General features: G+C 38.1%; 16 protein-coding genes. 1 reads left to right on the top strand and 15 read right to left on the bottom strand.

Annotated features, from left to right (window positions below):
* Positions 1 to 319: 319 nt before the first annotated feature.
* The 14 genes from LAV82_RS28320 to LAV82_RS28255 all read right to left on the bottom strand — a co-directional run bounded on the left by LAV82_RS28320 (position 320) and on the right by LAV82_RS28255 (position 14,345).
* Positions 320 to 1,333 carry a C40 family peptidase gene (locus tag LAV82_RS28320; RefSeq protein WP_499717432.1) on the bottom strand — a complete coding sequence of 338 codons (1,014 nt, stop codon included), beginning with the start codon at positions 1,331 to 1,333 and terminating at the stop codon, positions 320 to 322.
* A gap of 32 nt (positions 1,334 to 1,365) precedes the next feature.
* Positions 1,366 to 2,439: a dipeptide epimerase gene (locus LAV82_RS28315; RefSeq protein ID WP_013055203.1), complete on the bottom strand. Its 1,074-nt coding sequence runs from the start codon at positions 2,437 to 2,439 to the stop codon at positions 1,366 to 1,368.
* A gap of 60 nt (positions 2,440 to 2,499) precedes the next feature.
* Positions 2,500 to 3,666 (bottom strand): DUF819 family protein, encoded by a 1,167-nt coding sequence (locus LAV82_RS28310; RefSeq protein WP_499717431.1) that lies wholly within the window; start codon positions 3,664 to 3,666, stop codon positions 2,500 to 2,502.
* 93 nt (positions 3,667 to 3,759) lie between these two features.
* Positions 3,760 to 4,083, bottom strand: a complete 324-nt coding sequence (locus LAV82_RS28305; protein ID WP_013055201.1) for a DUF3870 domain-containing protein — start codon at positions 4,081 to 4,083, stop codon at positions 3,760 to 3,762.
* Positions 4,084 to 4,343: 260 nt separating this feature from the next.
* Positions 4,344 to 4,478, bottom strand: coding sequence for a hypothetical protein (locus LAV82_RS28300; protein ID WP_499717433.1), 135 nt, complete (start codon positions 4,476 to 4,478; stop codon positions 4,344 to 4,346).
* A 56-nt stretch (positions 4,479 to 4,534) separates the two neighbouring features.
* Complete coding sequence (locus tag LAV82_RS28295; protein WP_499717430.1) at positions 4,535 to 5,272, bottom strand: glycerophosphodiester phosphodiesterase; 738 nt, start codon at positions 5,270 to 5,272, stop codon at positions 4,535 to 4,537.
* 86 nt (positions 5,273 to 5,358) lie between these two features.
* On the bottom strand, positions 5,359 to 6,699 hold the full coding sequence (locus LAV82_RS28290) for an ABC transporter substrate-binding protein (RefSeq protein WP_499717429.1): 1,341 nt from the start codon (positions 6,697 to 6,699) through the stop codon (positions 5,359 to 5,361).
* Between the two features lie 13 nt (positions 6,700 to 6,712).
* The gene (locus tag LAV82_RS28285; protein ID WP_013055198.1) at positions 6,713 to 7,525 is read right to left on the bottom strand and encodes a carbohydrate ABC transporter permease; all 813 of its coding nucleotides are present in this window, start codon (positions 7,523 to 7,525) and stop codon (positions 6,713 to 6,715) included.
* Positions 7,522 to 8,457 (bottom strand): carbohydrate ABC transporter permease, encoded by a 936-nt coding sequence (locus tag LAV82_RS28280; protein WP_499717428.1) that lies wholly within the window; start codon positions 8,455 to 8,457, stop codon positions 7,522 to 7,524. The genes LAV82_RS28285 and LAV82_RS28280 overlap by 4 nt, the downstream gene beginning before the upstream one ends.
* Positions 8,454 to 9,569, bottom strand: a complete 1,116-nt coding sequence (locus LAV82_RS28275; RefSeq protein ID WP_013055196.1) for an ABC transporter ATP-binding protein — start codon at positions 9,567 to 9,569, stop codon at positions 8,454 to 8,456. Before LAV82_RS28275 ends, LAV82_RS28280 begins: the two co-directional genes overlap by 4 nt.
* Before the next feature lie 26 nt (positions 9,570 to 9,595).
* A complete protein-coding gene (locus tag LAV82_RS28270; RefSeq protein ID WP_499717427.1) occupies positions 9,596 to 10,168 on the bottom strand; it encodes a glycerol-3-phosphate responsive antiterminator in 573 nt (190 codons plus the stop codon).
* A gap of 243 nt (positions 10,169 to 10,411) precedes the next feature.
* Positions 10,412 to 11,407, bottom strand: coding sequence for a biotin synthase BioB (gene bioB / locus LAV82_RS28265; protein ID WP_013055194.1), 996 nt, complete (start codon positions 11,405 to 11,407; stop codon positions 10,412 to 10,414).
* A 147-nt stretch (positions 11,408 to 11,554) separates the two neighbouring features.
* Positions 11,555 to 13,780 carry an alpha-galactosidase gene (locus tag LAV82_RS28260; protein ID WP_499717426.1) on the bottom strand — a complete coding sequence of 742 codons (2,226 nt, stop codon included), beginning with the start codon at positions 13,778 to 13,780 and terminating at the stop codon, positions 11,555 to 11,557.
* Positions 13,781 to 13,799: 19 nt separating this feature from the next.
* Positions 13,800 to 14,345, bottom strand: a complete 546-nt coding sequence (locus LAV82_RS28255; protein WP_244856801.1) for a hypothetical protein — start codon at positions 14,343 to 14,345, stop codon at positions 13,800 to 13,802.
* 321 nt (positions 14,346 to 14,666) lie between these two features.
* On the opposite strand from LAV82_RS28255, the gene LAV82_RS28250 reads away from it, so the two are divergent.
* Positions 14,667 to 15,980, top strand: coding sequence for an APC family permease (locus LAV82_RS28250; protein ID WP_499717425.1), 1,314 nt, complete (start codon positions 14,667 to 14,669; stop codon positions 15,978 to 15,980).
* Between the two features lie 138 nt (positions 15,981 to 16,118).
* Here LAV82_RS28250 and LAV82_RS28245 read toward each other — a convergent pair whose 3' ends face one another.
* Entirely contained in the window at positions 16,119 to 16,904 is a 786-nt protein-coding gene (locus tag LAV82_RS28245) for an EcsC family protein (protein ID WP_499717424.1), read from the bottom strand.
* Positions 16,905 to 16,912 lie beyond the last annotated feature (8 nt).

The following is a 16,912-nucleotide window of genomic DNA, read 5'->3' as shown; positions in this document are numbered from 1 at the left end:
AGTTTTCAAAGTTCAACCGCCGCTCTTAAGCGACTTTATCATCTTATCAAGTTATCAACGTAATGTCAACAACTTTTTAAAATTCTTTTTTCAGCTTCGTTGTTACGAGTATGTCTCAACGACGCTTTATAATAATATAACGCTTTGCATATAAAGTCAATATGTTTCAAGAAGAAAAATGATTTTTTTCTCTTATTTAACTTCTTCCCTTACTGAGAAGTAATTAAACGTAAATAAACTAAATTTTCTAATTTTTTAGCTATACTCTATATTAAAAAAGAAGCCCTTCACAAAAAGAGCTTCTTGCTTATCTTACTGATTAAGGTAAATAACGACGTGCACCTGCATACTCTTCAATATATCCCTTCGTGTTTAAAGGAATAATCTCTACTGTCCGCTCGGAGTTCGGCGAATGAATCATCATGCCATCTCCCGCATACATTGCTACATGGTGGACGCTTCCTTTTCCTTGGTTATAGGCAAAGAACAATAAGTCTCCAGGTTGAAGGTTGTTCATATCTACTGGTTTCCCTGCTCGAGACTGTGGCCCTGAGTCACGTGGAATCGTAATACCATGGGATTGGTACATCGTAAACGTAAATCCAGAGCAGTCAAATCCAAAACCACTCATGCCAGCCCATAAATATGGAAGATTTAAAAATGCCTTTCCACTTTCAACAAGCTCCGTGCCAGTTGGTACAGGAATATCTTTTTGAGACGCGTAGATTTTTCCTGCTTTTGTAGAAATCCATGCTGTCTTTCCATTTGGTTTTAATATTTTATATGCACTCTTTGATTTTGCCAAAAGAGGTAAGCGCGTATTATAGCTAACTTCAATACCTTTCTTTTTTAAAGAAGGCGAATGATATAAATAAGTAGTCGGAGCCGTCACCATTACAAAAGGCTTCTTTGCATACTGTTCGTACCTTTTGCTATAGGTTAATTGTTTGGTAGGCATCCATCCGGGATATCCTAATTCATTTCGAGAAGTAGGCTGTCCGTCTACAGCTACTTTGACCCAGTCTCCTTGTTCGTCTAAAACCGTTACTTCGTTTCCATATAACGCTTGTGTCTCAAGCATCCCATCGCTAGATAACTGCTGCTTCTGTTTCAAATTCATCGATGTGGTCCACTTTTTCATATCTACAGGATTAGTAGCTGACGGAGCGTCCACTTCACGCAAGATGTTTGGTGCTGTCCACAGAGTAGCTGCTGCGACATCTATATAAGCAGTTTCTTTTTCTTCAGAAGCATGAACAGCAGGAACTGCACTGACCCCAAATGTAGCTAAAATAACTGTTGTTGCCGTCAAAAGCCAACGTTTTATATTCATCGTCTCTCTCCTTCTACTATATTACTATCCTTTTATTTTGAGATAGGAACGGTGATTTCTCCTATTCCAGGAAGATCTGATAAGAAAACCTCTTGACCGCTGTACTTTAACACATCCAGTTCAGTTGAAAGCCAAAGAGGAGCATCTAAGTCAAAATACGTGATATTCGGATGAGCGGCTGCCAGATGAGCAGCTGCTCCCACGGAAAGTGAGGGTTCCATCATGCTTCCAATCATACATGCAACACCGTTCGCCTCAGCAATACTTGCGATTTTTCTTGCTTCATTAATTCCTCCGCACTTCATTAACTTAATATTCAAAAGATCCACGTACCGCCCGCTTACAAGCCTTAATGCATCTTTGGCAGAAAATAGACTCTCATCTGCCATAATGGGTACGTTTACTCGTTCAGTCACAAACTTTAACCCTTCCCAATCATGAGCAGGGACAGGTTGTTCTACCAATTCAATACCAAAGTTGAGAGTTTCCATTTCATTAATTAATTGCACTGCTTGTTTTGGAGTCCATCCTTGATTTGCATCCAAACGAAGTTTTACATGATCCGGAATGACAGATCGAATATGTTTAATACGCTCAAGGTCTAGCTCAGGAATTGAACCTACCTTTACTTTTAAAATGTCAAATCCGTCCGCTGCACTTTTTTGTGCGTCTTCAGCCATTTTCTCAGGTGTATCAACACTTATCGTCATACACGTAGAGATAGGCTGCTTATCGCCCAAGAAAGCATATAAAGGAATGTTGAGAAACTTTGTATAAGCATCATGCAAAGCGATATCAGCAGCCGCTTTAGCACTTGAATTGTGAATACAGCAGCTTTGAATTTTTTTTAAGAGTTTTTGAAACTGACGTATATCCTCCCCTATTAGCGCTAGTTTAATAGGTCCTTGAAGTGCAGCTTGAATGCCTTCTAAAGAATCGCCTGTAATAACATATGTTGGCGAAGCCGCTCCTTTTCCTTTTATTCCGTTTTCTAACTGAATCTCTACACTTATACTGTCTATCTCTGTTGCTGTTCGAAGCGCTGTTTTAAACGGAACGAGCAGTGGAACGGTTTGATGCTTTACAGTTATGTCTTTAATTATCATTTCAATCGCTTCCTTTCGATTCAGCACAAATATTCTTTCATACGTATTTTTGGTTTATTCTTAAATCGCCCCTAAAATTTTGGCGATCATCATACCAAAATAAGTACCTAAGAAGGAACCCATCAGAGCCATAATGACTCCTACCGGAATCAGTGCACGGTTATAAGCAGCTGCAAGCATTGGAGCAGACGCCATTCCACCAATATTAGCTAAACTTGCTACTCCGAGCGTAAATAAATCATATTTAAATAGTTTAGCTAGCAACAGCATGATCACTAAGTGCACGAACATAATGAGAAAACCAGATACTAAGTAAATAGGAGCCTGAGCTAAATTTGAAAAATCTGATTGAGAAGCAATTAACGCTACAACGATGTATAACATAACATTTGATACATCGAGCGTACCTGGAATTTTTGCCGCTGGGGTTAAAGCAAGCACTAGACCAACGACAGAAGCAATCATAATCGTCCAGCTCGTTGCATTAATAACCGCTCCCACTTCAGGCAAACGCCCTCCGATAAATGTAGAAAATGCCGAAACGAACAAACCTAGACCAAGTAAATAAAGAAGATGCTGAAACTGAGGGCCTTCTTTTTCGCTTTCAGAAGTTGCTGCGACTTCATCTATACTATTCTCAATAAAGCTGACGTCTGCTTTTGTCCATTTATTAAATTTAGATGCAAATGGTACAAGCCAAAACATAAACATAACCCATACGGCATAGTTAATCGTATCCATCATAAGAGCGTAGCCAAATATATTTTCTGGAACATCCAAAATCCCTTGGAGAGCAACCATGTTAGCTGATCCTCCGGTCCAACTTCCTGATAAAGCACCAAAAGCTTTCCACGTATCCTCTACATAGAAATTCTTAAAGATGGCATAGACGAGGATAAAACCTACCATTATGCTAAAAACCGCGACGATGAATCCTCCCAGCATTCTTGGACCAAGTTTAATTACACTTCGAACATCACACTTTAACAGCATAAGCATCAGCATGGCCGGAAGCAGTGCATTTTTAACACCCGTATACATGGCGACATTTGATTCGCTATCCCCAAATAACCCTGCCGTTTGCATAAGAGCAGCTCCTATATAAATAAGTACAATACCCGGGATAAATTTGAAAAATCGATTGGCTTTAAATCTTTTTTCAATCCCTACCATGAGCGCAGCAAAGGCAGTTAACACACTCACATACATAAATCCATCTTGAATCATTTATTCTTCCCCCTTCATCTCCACGAAAATATTTTTATACAAAACAAAATCCAGCCCAACGTTTGAAAACGTCAGGCTGGATTTCGTCTAGGTCTATGTAGACAAAGCAGCTGTTATTTGCTGATATTTTTTCTGTGCATCATGAAACGCTACCACCAGCGCTTTTTGGGAAGACCCGAAGTAGCGGCTGTTAATTTCGTCTGTAAGGGTGGGATCACTTATGTGACGTCCAATAAAAATCGATTGAACAAATCGAACGGTCAACTCAATCGTCGCTGAGCATTCCACATCAACAATTTTCCCATTTGTTTTATCAACTACCAACCCTAAAAAATACTGATTGAACTTTTTAGTAATCGGATTGCTTTGAGGAGCTTTGGCATCTCCAATAATGTAGATAGTATCTTGATCATACATGAGTTTTTATTCCTCCTAAAAGAGATAACAGACGATGCTAGGGACCGGCAAATGAACGTTTGCGGAGCTACGCAACATGTATTCGCTTTCATAAGGAACATTATAATCTATTCTCAATATATCATCTATAAAACAATTTCACAATATAAATTTTATACTATTCAGAATAGAATAAAATTCTTTACAAAAAAAGATTAAGACATAACGAACTTAATCCAACCTAAAGACGAACAAATGGGATACATGAGCTGAACCGCTTGTTACACCGCAGTTGATTTCCATGCAAGACCTCGCTTTCCGCGGGCGGTCGCTGAGACTCCTCGTCGCTTCCGCTCCTGCGGAGTCTCACCTGTTCCGCTTTTTCCGCAGAAATTTTCGTCTTGCCCTCCAATCAACTGCTAGTTCGTTTTTCACTGTGGGTCAAGTACTTTTGTCCCGGCTTCTTTCTACGTCATCCTTTGAACATTGTAGAGGAAAAACGGTTAGGGTAATCTGTCATCACTACTTTTACTGAAGCCTGCTGGAGCTTCAAAAAGTCATTCATTTCATTAATTGTATATACCCGTAAGTCTAATCCCTCTTGCTTTGCTTTTTTCCCGTATGAAGAAAGAGCAAACGACATATCACAGTGTAGGTGCGCTCCTATCGATTTTGCTTTTTCAATCGCATCTTCGCTCACCCCTTCAAATAAAAAACCTGTTGGTATATATGAATGGAGAGATCTCACTTTAGCCAAGCTATCATAGTTAAAAGATGACAAAATAACTTGATCTTCTAAATTAAACTCATCAATTAGACGAAGAACCTTTTCTTCAAGTTTTGGATAGTAAATTTGGTCATTTTTTAATTCAATATTCAGGGTCAATTTTGCCTTTTTGTCCATCATCCACTCAAACACTTCTATTAAAGCAGGAATTGATTGGTTAGAAAAACGAGAATCATACCAGCTTCCAGCATCGAATAAACGAAGCTGTTTATATGAAAACTCTTGAACATACCCCATTCCGTTCGTTGTTCTATCAATTCGCTCATCGTGAATAACTACTATTTCCCCGTCTTTTGTTAATTGTACATCCAATTCAATACCTGCAACCCGCATTTTTCTAGCTTCTTCAAATGCAATCATTGTATTTTCAGGGTACCGTCCACTAAAGCCGCGATGCGCATAAAGATTAATTGAAGTGTTCATTGTCTTCCATCTCCCCTAACTAGTTATTCACTAAATAAAAAGCTCGTCCTCAAAATAACTTGAAAGACGAGCTTCGTAATCATAGGTTATTTTTGATTCCCTACTTCTAATGCTCTATTTGTTTCTTTTGCAGCTTGATCAAGTGCTTCTTTCGGCTTTACTCCCTGGTACAGGCTTTCCATTCCTGTTACTACCTTTTGACGTGATTCCGGAAATACCGAAATTAAAGCGCCTTGTGTTGCGGGAGTTGATTTAGTTTTATGCAGCTGATCAACCGTCACTTTTAGTTGAGGATATTTTTTCCATTCTTTCTTTACAATTTCTTGATCATATGCTTTAGGATTAACCGCAAAATAGCCACTTTCCACGTGCCATTTTGCCTGAACTTCTGGTGTTGCTAAATATTTCATAAAGTCCCACGCCGCTTTGGATGTTTCATCACTAATTCCTTTAGACATCCATAAAGATGCTCCCCCGATAGCTACTCCTTGGCGATCCTCTTCCTTTGGCACAGGAAGATCTGATACGCCTACTTCAAATGGAGCATTGTCTACTAATGTTTTAATACCTGCTGATGAGTCCAGGAACATTGCAATTTTTTTAGATTGAAATGCTGCGCGCATATCATCCCAGTTTTGTCCTACATTGTAGAATGTACCTTCTTTATACATATCATTGATTAAATTAAATGCGTTTTGTCCTTCTTTTCCATTAAATACTGCCTTCTCAGCATCACCTTTACGGCCGTTTTCGTGATCTACATACAGGCCGCCTTGAGAAGCAACTAGCTCTTCAAAAAACCATCCGTAATTTAGAATTGAAAAACCGTATTGCGATGTTTTATTTCCTTGTTTTTCTGTTAACTTCTTTGCAGCTGCCTTTAATTCATCATACGTTTTTGGAGGATTTTCAGGATCTAACCCTGCTTTTTTAAAAGCATCTTTATTGTAAACAAGAACAGGTGTTGAAGAGTTAAATGGCATTGAATATTGCTTTCCATCTACTTGGTAATAGCTTGAAATGTTCTTCTCCCACTGTGAAGTATCATAGTGGTCTTGATCGATAAAATTTTGAACAGGCTGAATCTTACCGCTGTCTATCATGAATTTCGTTCCTACTTCGAACGTTTGCATAATAGCGGGTGCATCCTTTGTTCCTGCTACTGTGTTAAATTTTGTTTGTGCTTCCTCATACGTTCCTTGGAAAACAGGTTTTACTTCGACTTTGTCCTGAGATTTATTGTACTCATCGACAATTTTATTGAGTGATTTTTCAAGGTCACCGCTCATAGCGTGCCAAAATACGACTTCTGTTTTACCTGATGCTGTTTTTTTTGTTTCTTGCGCTTCCGAAGAACCAGTTGAATTTGAGCAAGCACCTAGAATAACTAGCAAGCATGCCGTTACGATAGCCAATATCTTTTTCATCACATTCACTCTCCTATTTAATTGCACCTTGGGTTAATCCTTTTTGAAGACGTTTTTGACCTAGGAATAATAGTAATAATGTCGGTAAGATAACAACAACGACAGCGGCCATAACCACTCCCCAATCAGTTGAAATCTCTTGTGTTTGCATTTGTTTTAAACCAATCTGAACGGTACGAACATCCTCTGTATTTGTCACTAATAGTGGCCATAAATACATATTCCATGTTGTTAAAAAGCTATATACGCCAAGCGTAACTAAGCTTGTTTTAGACACAGGAAGCACCACGTTCCAAAAGAAACGGAAGCGACTGATCCCTGCGACTTGAGAAGCTTCATATAACTCATTCGGAATGGTTTTAAACTGTTGGCGCAATAAAAAGGTTCCAAATGCTAAGGCGAAAAAAGGAATTGTTAATCCTAAATAGTTATTAATCCACCCTAGCTTTTGCGCTGTTAAAAAGTTAGGAACCATCGTTGCTTCCCATGGAATCATCATCGTAGAAATAAAGAGAAAGAAAATAGCATCTCTTCCTTTAAATTTAATAAATACAAATGCAAAAGCTGCCAAACTTGAAACTAACAGCTGCCCAGCCATGACGAAGATAGATACAGCAAAACTGTTAATTAAATAATGAAGCAGCGGAACTTTTTCAAAAGCATCCCGATAATTTTCAAGTGAAAAAGATGACGGCCAAATCTTTCCTTCCAACACTTCCGCTCCACTCATAAAACTAATGGAAAAAGCGTATAGGATAGGAAACATCAATACTAAAGTAGCTGCAATGAGCAGCAAGTAAGTTGTCCATTTTCTCGTGATGCTCATTGATAATGTACCTTCCTTTCTCCAAGCTTAAATTGAAGAGCCGTAACCAGTAGAATACAGAAAAACAAGATTGTAGCTTGAGCGCTTGCAGAACCAACATTATAGTTCACAAATGCATCTTTGTAGATTGAATAAACAATGACATTCGTAGAATCTGTAGGTCCGCCTTTTGTTAAAATGTCAATTTGTCCAAACGTTTGAAACGCGTTAATAAAAGAAACGGTAATGATAAAAAACAGCGTTGGCGAAAGCATAGGAAGCGTAATTTTACGGAGCTGATACCAATAGCTAACTCCAGCAATACGCGCGTTTTCATACAGCTTTTCATCAATATTTTGCAAACCGCCAAGTAAGATTAAAAAAGTAAATCCAATATTCATCCAAATCGTAGAGATAGACACAGCAATCAGCGCATACTTAGGATCTAATAACCACTGCACATCATGAATGCCTACAAGATTTAATACTTTATTGATAACACCGATTGTTGGGTTATACATAAACATCCAAATTACAGAAGAAGCCGCTACGCTCATTCCCATCGTAGATGAAAAAATTGTTCTGAAAAAACCAATTCCTTTTAGCTTTTCATTTGCGATTAGCGCTAGGAATAAGGCAATAATTAAACCTATAGGCACCGTGTAGAGTACAAATAAAAAAGTGGCTTTCATACTTTGTAAAAAGTTTGGATCTGTAAATAGATATGAGAAATTTTGTAATCCTACAAATTTCAAGGGATTTCCCTGTGTGTCTGTAATAAAAAGACTTAAATATAAGGTCTTAATCATTGGGTAGAAAAGAAATACACCAAATAACAATAATGATGGCAGCAAGTAAGATAATCCTACCAATAGGTTAGGCATTGACTTCTTTTCTTTTGGATTTGATGAAACAGAAACAGGCGAGTTTGCTGTTTTGGTAACAGCACTCATACAAATGCCCCCTTTACAGTTAAATCTTCCGTTGATGGTTCATAGTGCAAGCATGAATCTGTATCGTTATCAAATAAAAACAGATGTTTTGGATCGATAAAAATAGGGACGCGCTCTCCCACTTTTATATTCCATTGACCGTTCCACTTAGCCATCCACTGCTTGTCTCCCATATGAAATGTAAGCAGTGTTTCCGTGCCTAGAATTTCTACATTATCTACTTCCACAATAAAACTCGTATTATCGTTTGTCGCAAGCTGTATATGCTCAGGTCTCACTCCAACCACAACTTCTTTTTTACCGTTAAGGTTACTGTGTGGTGTACTCATAGAAATAGCTCTTCTATCTTCAAAAACTAGTAAGTTATTTTCTATAGAAACGTTTGATAAATTCATAGGGGGAGAACCTATAAAAGATGCTACAAACGTGTTCTTTGGTGCATTGTAAATATCAAGCGGACGTCCAATTTGTTGAATATTTCCTCCATTTAAAATCATCATTCGATCTGCCATCGTCATCGCCTCTGTTTGATCGTGCGTGACATAAATCATCGTAATACCTAACTTACGCTGAATCTGGCGAATTTCTGACCTCATCTTCGCGCGCAGCTTCGCATCTAAGTTTGATAACGGCTCATCCATCAAGCAAATAGGCGAATGAGTAACAATAGCACGCGCAAGCGCTACACGCTGACGCTGTCCTCCCGAAAGCTGTCTAGGCTTTCTCTTTAGATATTCACTTAAACCAAGCATCTCTGCTGCTTCCCTGCAGCGCTTTTGCTGTTCTTGCTTTGAAATCTTCTTTGTATGCAGGCCAAAAAGAATATTTTGTTCTACTGTCAAATGCGGATATAAAGCATAGTTTTGAAACACCATGGACAGATCGCGCTGACTTGGAAGCAGTTTATTTGCTTTTACATCTCCAATTAGCAGTTCTCCCTGCGTGACTTCTTCTAATCCCGCAATCATTCGCAGCATTGTACTTTTTCCACATCCTGAAGGACCTACTAATACGAAGAATTCTCCAGGTTCAATTGTGACGTTAATATCTTGAATGACATTTGTTTTTTGATCGTATGACTTTCCAATGTTAACCAGCTCTACTTTTTTCATTAAAAACGCTCCTTTCTCTCTCATTCTTATTTTTTCCACAGCCATGATTTCCCTGTAGAAACTGCCGTAGCCCCAGCTTTTAAAGCAGCTTGGATATGGCTTTCATTTTGAAGGAGTCCACCTGTAATAATAGGGATACTTGTTTTTTTAACGATTTTCTCTATCATCTCCGGAATTAATCCTGGCATTAGTTCTAATGCATCCGGTTTAATATCTTGAACGGTTTTTAACCCTTGTGCTACTGCGTCTGTATCCACTAAAAACAGCCGCTGAATAGCAACCAGACCTTCCTGCTTTGCGTAATTAATGAGTGAACTTTTAGTGGTTACGATACCTGTAGGCTTTACAAACTTAGCAAGAAATTTAAGCCCTTCCCGGTCATAGCTAATTCCCGGAATTTTTTCAATGTGTAAGAAAACCATTCGATTATGCTGTTTGAGTAAATCTACGTAGCGTTTAATTACACTAATGTTGCCCGTTAATAAAAAAGCGGCCTGGATCTCTGTTTCTAAAAATCGCTCTAAATTTTTCGGACTTTTAATGGATGCAATTAAACGGTCTTGCCCAAGCTGTTGTAAGAAATCGGCTTCCTTATTCAAAACGATGCATTCCTTTCATTTATAAAAAAACCACAAAAAACGCATAGGATGTTGATATAGACCTATTGTTTTTTGTGGTTTCTCAATTTCATAACCTTAGTCACTATTCACTTATCGTTCACATGTTTTATAATAATGGTTATTTATGAAGGAAATATAAAGAAGCTGTTGAGTTTTGTTAAAAAACCGTTTAGTTCCTGTAAATTGCCTAAAAATCAAAAAACCGTTGATTTCTCAACGGCTTTACAGTGCACATTCTTCAATTTCAAATCCTAAATCTTCAATTAAACCCCAGTCAGCTGTAGGTTCTTGACCTTGAGTCGTTAAATAATCACCTACAAAAATTGAGTTTGCAGCAAACAAACCAAGCGGCTGAAGTGATCTGAGGTTGACTTCTCTGCCTCCTGAAATTCGAATTTCCTTGGTTGGATTTACAAAACGCATCATCGCTAACAGCTTTAAGCATTGCATTGGCTTTAACGCCTTTTTGTCTTCTAGAGGCGTTCCTGGAACGGCAACAAGAAAGTTGCATGGAATAGAATCTGCATCTAACTTTTTAATTTGAAAAGCTAATTCAACGGCTTGTTCATTTGTCTCGCCCATTCCAAAAATCGCACCGGAACAAGGTGACAAACCTGCTTTTTTAGATGTAGTAACCGTATCAACTCGATCTTCATAGCCATGCGTAGAACAAATATTGTCATAGTTATCAGCGTGAGTATTTAAATTATGATTATAGCGATGAACACCCGCCTCGACTAGTTCGTGTGCTTGATCATCTGTTAAAAATCCTAGACAGGCACAGATTTTCAAGTCTGTCTTTTGACGGATTTCTTTTACCGCTCCCACTACGTGCGCTACTTCTTTATCAGTAGGGCGGCGGCCTGACGCCACGATACAATATGTACCTGCTTTTCTTTTTTGAGCTTCAAAAGCACCTTCTACAATTTTCTCTTTTGTTAACCACGCATACTTATCAATCGGCGCTTCTGATACAATCGACTGCGAACAATATCCACAGTCTTCTGGACATAAACCTGATTTAGTATTAATAATCATATTAAGCTTTACTTTTTTTCCATAATGATGATGACGAATTAAGTACGCGGCATTCATGACCTCTAACACTTCTTCATCCGGTACATGAAGAAGTTGAAGCGCTTCGTTATATGTAATTTCTTTCCCTTTAATAATAGACTGAGCAAGTGCTTTCCAATCTCTTAAACTTGTGGTTTCCATCGATTCCCCTCCACTTTAGTAAACTAAAAAAATATAAAGTTAACAATTATAACTAAAAGTTACCATTACTTCTCCTTTTATGTCAACACTGTATAAATAATAGTTAACTCAAAAAGCCACTTCTATGATATAGAAGTGGCTTTTTGCTTATTGCGCTTGCAGTGTGTAAATAACCGATACGAAGTCTCCAGATTTTTCATCGTATGCTTCAACACCCGAATACTCATGAGTTAGAGCAATACCTGCGTACATGAGCTCATCTCCATAAGCTGTTTGATCTGTTTCCATCACTGTATATTCATAATCAGGTTGAAGCCCTTTTAGCTCAATGCGTTCGTAAGAAGGATTTGGTCTAGCTAATACTTGATAATAACCGATGATTGCCTGTTTTTGATCGGATGAAACAACCATCCAGCTCGTCACATTTCCATCTTGTTCAAACGGACTTTTTAAACGATAGAATATGCCATTTTGAATAAGAGATCGGTGTTTTTTATAATACTGAATTTGTTGTTTTACGGTTTCTTTTTCATCTTCTGTCATCAGCGTAACATCTAACTCATAACCAAATGCGCCAAAATACGCAACGTCTCCTCTTGTTTCTAGACTTGTTACTCTGCGTACTTGATGATTTGGTACGGCTGATACGTGTGCTCCCATTGAACTGATTGGATAGGCAAAAGACGTGCCGTACTGAATTTTTAGACGTTCAATCGCATCCGTGTTATCGCTCGTCCAAGCTTGAGGAGCATAATAAAGCATCCCCGGATCAAATCTAGCGCCCCCGCTTGCACATGATTCAAATAAAATATCCGGAAACTTCCTTGTTAGTCGCTCATACAAATCATACACACCTAAAATATAGCGATGTACTACTTCAAACTGACGGTTCGCGGGCAGCCCAACAGATCCAACCTCCGTTATATTTCGATTCATATCCCATTTTATATAAGAGATAGGCGCTTCACTTAAAATAACTTCCATTCGTTCATAGATATAATTCACTACTTCTTCTCGTGAAAAATCAAGCACATATTGATTTCGTCCATGAGACTGATGACGATTTGGCACATGAATCAACCAATCTGGATGCTTTTCATACAAGTTGCTTTGCTTTGAAATCATTTCAGGTTCAAACCATAACCCAAAGTCCATACCTAAATCCGTTACTTTTTGAGCCAATGACTTCATACCGCCCGGAAGCTTATTTTCATCTACAAACCAATCTCCAAGAGAAGTTGTATCATCGTTACGTTTACCGAACCAGCCGTCATCCAATACAAAAAGTTCAACGCCTAGCTTTTGCGCTTCTTTGGCAATATGTACAATTTTCTCTTCGTTAAAATCAAAATACGTCGCTTCCCAGTTATTAATTAAAACTGGCCGCTCCAAATCCCGCCATTTTCCTCTAGCAAGACGCTTGCGATAAAGCTCGTGATACTCTTGGCTAAGGCCGTTTAGCCCGCTATTTGAATAAGCCAGTACTAGTTCTGGTGATTGAAAAGTTTGTCCACTTTCTAGTCGCCACTGAAAATCAAAAGGATGAATGCCCATCGTTATTCTTGATACATTGTAATGATCTACTTCCACTTGTCCAAGAAAGTTTCCGCTGTATACAAGACTAAAACCATACGCTTCTCCACTGTGTTCAGTTGCATCTGGGTTCTTTAAAATTAAAAATGGGTTTTGCTGACTGCTGCTTGTACCTCTCGCACTAGAAATACTTTGAATACCAGGCTGAAGCATTCGTGTTTTCACGTGTCTTTCTCGAATCCACGCACCGGAAAGCTGAACCATCTCATAATTTGATGTAGGCAAATCAATGCTGCCGCTCATGATACGCAAAATATCGACTGCTTCTCCCCCTCTATGCTCAAATCGTGCGTGACGCGTAATACTATTTCGGTCTTCGTAAACGGTATACGTTAAAATAAGTGATGCATTGAGCAATTTATCAATCAGTTCAACTTCTACACTTGTGGCTTCACTCTCTTCTTCTACATATGTAGCAGGTAAGCCGTTTAATGGCTTCTTGCCTTTGTAAATTTTATGGTTATCGTATTCAAAATTTGTGATTCGGCTTCCGTTTTGCTGAAGAAGTTGATAGGCTGGCTCTCTGAAGTCTGTTGTTCCATAAGAAGGATACTCTTGTTTGATTGTTTCAAGAGAAAATGCTAGTTCTCCTTCATATACCGAAGCGCTAGCTCCTCTTGTTTCTACACGTAAAAAATGCTGAAAAGATGAACGGTGCTTAAGCTTTTTTCCATAGTACAAGTGACCGAGCTGCCCGTTTCTCAACACTGAAAAGATATAACTTACATCGCGTCCCTGCAGGTGAAATTCCTTTGTACGTTCATTAAATAAGACTCCCACTTTATCCCTCTCCTTACCATCAAATATCTAACGAGACATTTCCTTTTTCATCTATTGCCGTTGCATGCTCAAAAGCAGATGCTAGATTAATCTCTTTTCTCTCATACCATTTCGCTAAATCTTTGAATAACTCTTCTGTTTCAACCATTCTTGTGTCTACTCGCAGTTCAGTTTCATAGCTATGAAGAGACCAAGTGCTTTCACTAAATAAAGTCATTTCTACATCTAGACACATTTCTTTCCAATTGGGGGCACACAGAATAGGATGACGTATGTCTGAACATGCAATGGTGTAGCGGTTAGAACCATTCTTATTCATAAAACAATGAACAAAAGAGGCACTCACATCGCCCTTACTAGTTTGTAAAGATTTATATAGTTGGATATCTAACAACGGAACGCTCCATTTTAATTTCATTTTTGGAAGAATTCTTTTTTTAACCGACTTGACCGTTAATTTAATAAAATAAACACCAGCTTTTTTTGTTTCATCCAATACGACATGCACACCTGGTTCCTTGTTTATCTCCAAGTTTATATAGGGTGTAGCAATCACTTCCTTCATCTCCTTTACCATCATTCTTAACTTTGTATACCGACAAAGATGTAACCGCATTCAAAAATTTGTTTTTGTATCTATTACAAGTAGATCACCCTAAACGAAGCTTTTTTACTTTCTTTCATTTTATGTAAAATACTTTCTAGACTCAATGGTAAAAATCAAAGTGAAAAAAAGCATTTTTTTGCTTTATCTAGCAATCAATTAAACGCTCTTTATCTCTTAGCGCGCAATTTTCTCTTCTTTTTTAAAAAAAGATGACAAACCTAATAATATAGTATAATAATAAGTAATGCAGAATGATTATACATAGAAAGGATGAAAAATATGAATCATGAACCTTCTCTTCTTAAACAACTAAAATTATGGCATATCGTCGTGATAGGCTTAGGCTACATGGCACCTATGGCCGTTTTTGATACATTTGGCATTGTAACTGAATCAACAGGTGGACATGTTTCAGGCGCTTATGCATTCACGTTGATTGCTATTTTATTTACAGCCATTAGTTACGGAAAAATGGTAAAAGCTTTTCCCGGAGCTGGTTCCTCTTATACATATGCACAGCAAGTAATGAATCCAAGCATTGGTTTTTTGGTAGGATGGACGGCTCTTCTTGATTATCTATTTCTGCCAATGATCAATGCACTTTTGACAAATATTTACCTAAGCTCTCTGTTTCCAGGTGTTCCAAAGGCCGTATGGATTATCAGCTTTGTTGTCATCATGACCATAATGAATATTTTTAGCGTTCATTTAACCGTTTCTTTTGGTACGCTATTAGTTGCTTTTCAAATTTTAGTCGCTATTATCTTTATTATTTTAAGTGCTACAACTCAAGGCCAAGAGCTATCATTTAAACCGTTTATAAGTGAATCGGCCTCTATATCTCTGTTATTAAACGGAGCAGCTATTTTATGCTTTTCTTTTTTAGGATTTGATGCTGTAACTACCATGGCCGAAGAAACACTTAAGCCTGAGAAAACCATTCCTAAAGGTATTCTCATTATTGCATGTACGGGAGGCGCCTTATTTATCACAGTTTCTTACTTTGCTCAGCTTCTTTTCCCTTCAGCCTCTTTGTTTCATGATTTAGAAGGTGCATCAGCGGAAATTGCTTATAAAATTGGCGGCCAGCTTTTTCAATCTATTTTTGTAGCAGCGGCCTTGACTTCAACTATTGCTTCTGGACTTGTCTCGCATATGAGTGCATCAAGACTTCTCTATGCAATTGGGAAAGATGGTTATCTGCCTCGGAGAATTTTTGGCTATATTCACCCTAAAACAAAGACACCTGTTTGGAACGTGGTGATTATTGGTGGCCTCTCCTTAATTTCACTAGGTCTGTCTCTTGAAAAAGCTACCTCTTTAATTAATTTTGGTGCTTTAATTGCGTTCAGTTCAGTGAACATAGCGGTTTTTATCCATTATTTTATTCATCAAAACAAACGATCTCTCAGTGGATATATTTCATATGTACTTATGCCTTTACTCGGCAGTTTATTTTTATTTTTTATGTGGCTTAACTTAGAAAAAACATCCTTACTTATCGGTATTGTATGGAGTGTAATCGGAATTATTTATTTACTGATTGCCAGACGAAAAAATACTATTACCATTCCTACTTTTCATTTTGATTAAGGAACTAGACTTAACACATGAAAGCTACATTTACTATACCAATGAAAAAATCCGAACGAGTTTGATTCTCAACCAAGAATCAAACTCGTTCGGATCTTTCTTAAACTAAAATACTTTTGTACCAGTCTCTTTTTATTTTTAAGATTGTGAGACCTTCTCCAAAATGCGTCTTTTACGGTAAAGCATCATTCCAACTTCCCCTATATCATTAATCGCTTGTTTGTTAATATACGCTCCAAATACCATTCCTGCTATAGGAATCATTTGAAACAGCTTTTTCCATCCCAAGTTGTCTCTATAGGTTAGAAACACTTCTCTCCACCCTTGCAGCTGCTGCAAGCTCTGCGTTCGATTGCCGCTTGCTAATTCTTCTAAAATCGCACGCTTTCCTACAATATCAGAGGATGAAAACTGCATGCATTTGACCATGAAAATGCGTTCCTCTTGCTCAGTGGGATCGTAACCATAAGAAACAGCCACTTCTTGCAGTGTCTTAAGTGTAAGTCCCAATACAAAAGGAATATCAATCGCCAGTGTAAAAATCCCGCCTACCCCGGTTGTAGCTCCTTGCAGCTGTGCATTCTTTTTTCGGACTTCAATAAAATACTCCGCCAATCCATCCATTTCTAGCAGAGATAAATGCTGAATATCCTCTATTGAAAGCTGCTTCTTTTCTTGTAATTGAGCTGATGCTTTCTCTAGCGTGGCAGACGTATTAGCTAAATACTGGCCTCCATTATCAACATACTTAGCAATTTCATCTAATAATTTTTCTATTTTTTGATGAATGAACTTTGGCGTTACTTTATCTAAAGCTGAAAAAGGCAAGCGAGCCAGCCGCTCCCAGAAAAAAAGTCCTTTTTGGTCTTTCTCCCACTTTTCAATTTTTCGTAACTCTACTCTTAACTGCTCATGCTCTGACATATCCTCAC

The organism is Bacillus sp. ILBB4, from assembly GCF_035064545.1.
GTDB lineage: Bacteria > Bacillota > Bacilli > Bacillales > Bacillaceae_H > Priestia.
Note: the sequence above shows the minus strand (reverse complement) of the source record. Positions and strands in the feature narration are given on the sequence as shown.

Bases quoted from the DNA above. Each gene is read 5' to 3' on its own strand.
- LAV82_RS28305 (WP_013055201.1), bottom strand. From the start codon at position 4,083: ATGTATGATCAAGATACTATCTACATTATTGGAGATGCCAAAGCTCCT.
- LAV82_RS28285 (WP_013055198.1), bottom strand. From the start codon at position 7,525: ATGAGCATCACGAGAAAATGGACAACTTACTTGCTGCTCATTGCAGCT.
- LAV82_RS28245 (WP_499717424.1), bottom strand. From the start codon at position 16,904: ATGTCAGAGCATGAGCAGTTAAGAGTAGAGTTACGAAAAATTGAAAAG.
- LAV82_RS28295 (WP_499717430.1), bottom strand. From the start codon at position 5,272: ATGAACACTTCAATTAATCTTTATGCGCATCGCGGCTTTAGTGGACGG.
- LAV82_RS28310 (WP_499717431.1), bottom strand. From the start codon at position 3,666: ATGATTCAAGATGGATTTATGTATGTGAGTGTGTTAACTGCCTTTGCT.
- LAV82_RS28250 (WP_499717425.1), top strand. From the start codon at position 14,667: ATGAATCATGAACCTTCTCTTCTTAAACAACTAAAATTATGGCATATC.
- bioB (WP_013055194.1), bottom strand. From the start codon at position 11,407: ATGGAAACCACAAGTTTAAGAGATTGGAAAGCACTTGCTCAGTCTATT.
- LAV82_RS28280 (WP_499717428.1), bottom strand. From the start codon at position 8,457: ATGAGTGCTGTTACCAAAACAGCAAACTCGCCTGTTTCTGTTTCATCA.
- LAV82_RS28290 (WP_499717429.1), bottom strand. From the start codon at position 6,699: ATGAAAAAGATATTGGCTATCGTAACGGCATGCTTGCTAGTTATTCTA.
- LAV82_RS28320 (WP_499717432.1), bottom strand. From the start codon at position 1,333: ATGAATATAAAACGTTGGCTTTTGACGGCAACAACAGTTATTTTAGCT.
- LAV82_RS28315 (WP_013055203.1), bottom strand. From the start codon at position 2,439: ATGATAATTAAAGACATAACTGTAAAGCATCAAACCGTTCCACTGCTC.
- LAV82_RS28275 (WP_013055196.1), bottom strand. From the start codon at position 9,569: ATGAAAAAAGTAGAGCTGGTTAACATTGGAAAGTCATACGATCAAAAA.
- LAV82_RS28255 (WP_244856801.1), bottom strand. From the start codon at position 14,345: ATGAAGGAAGTGATTGCTACACCCTATATAAACTTGGAGATAAACAAG.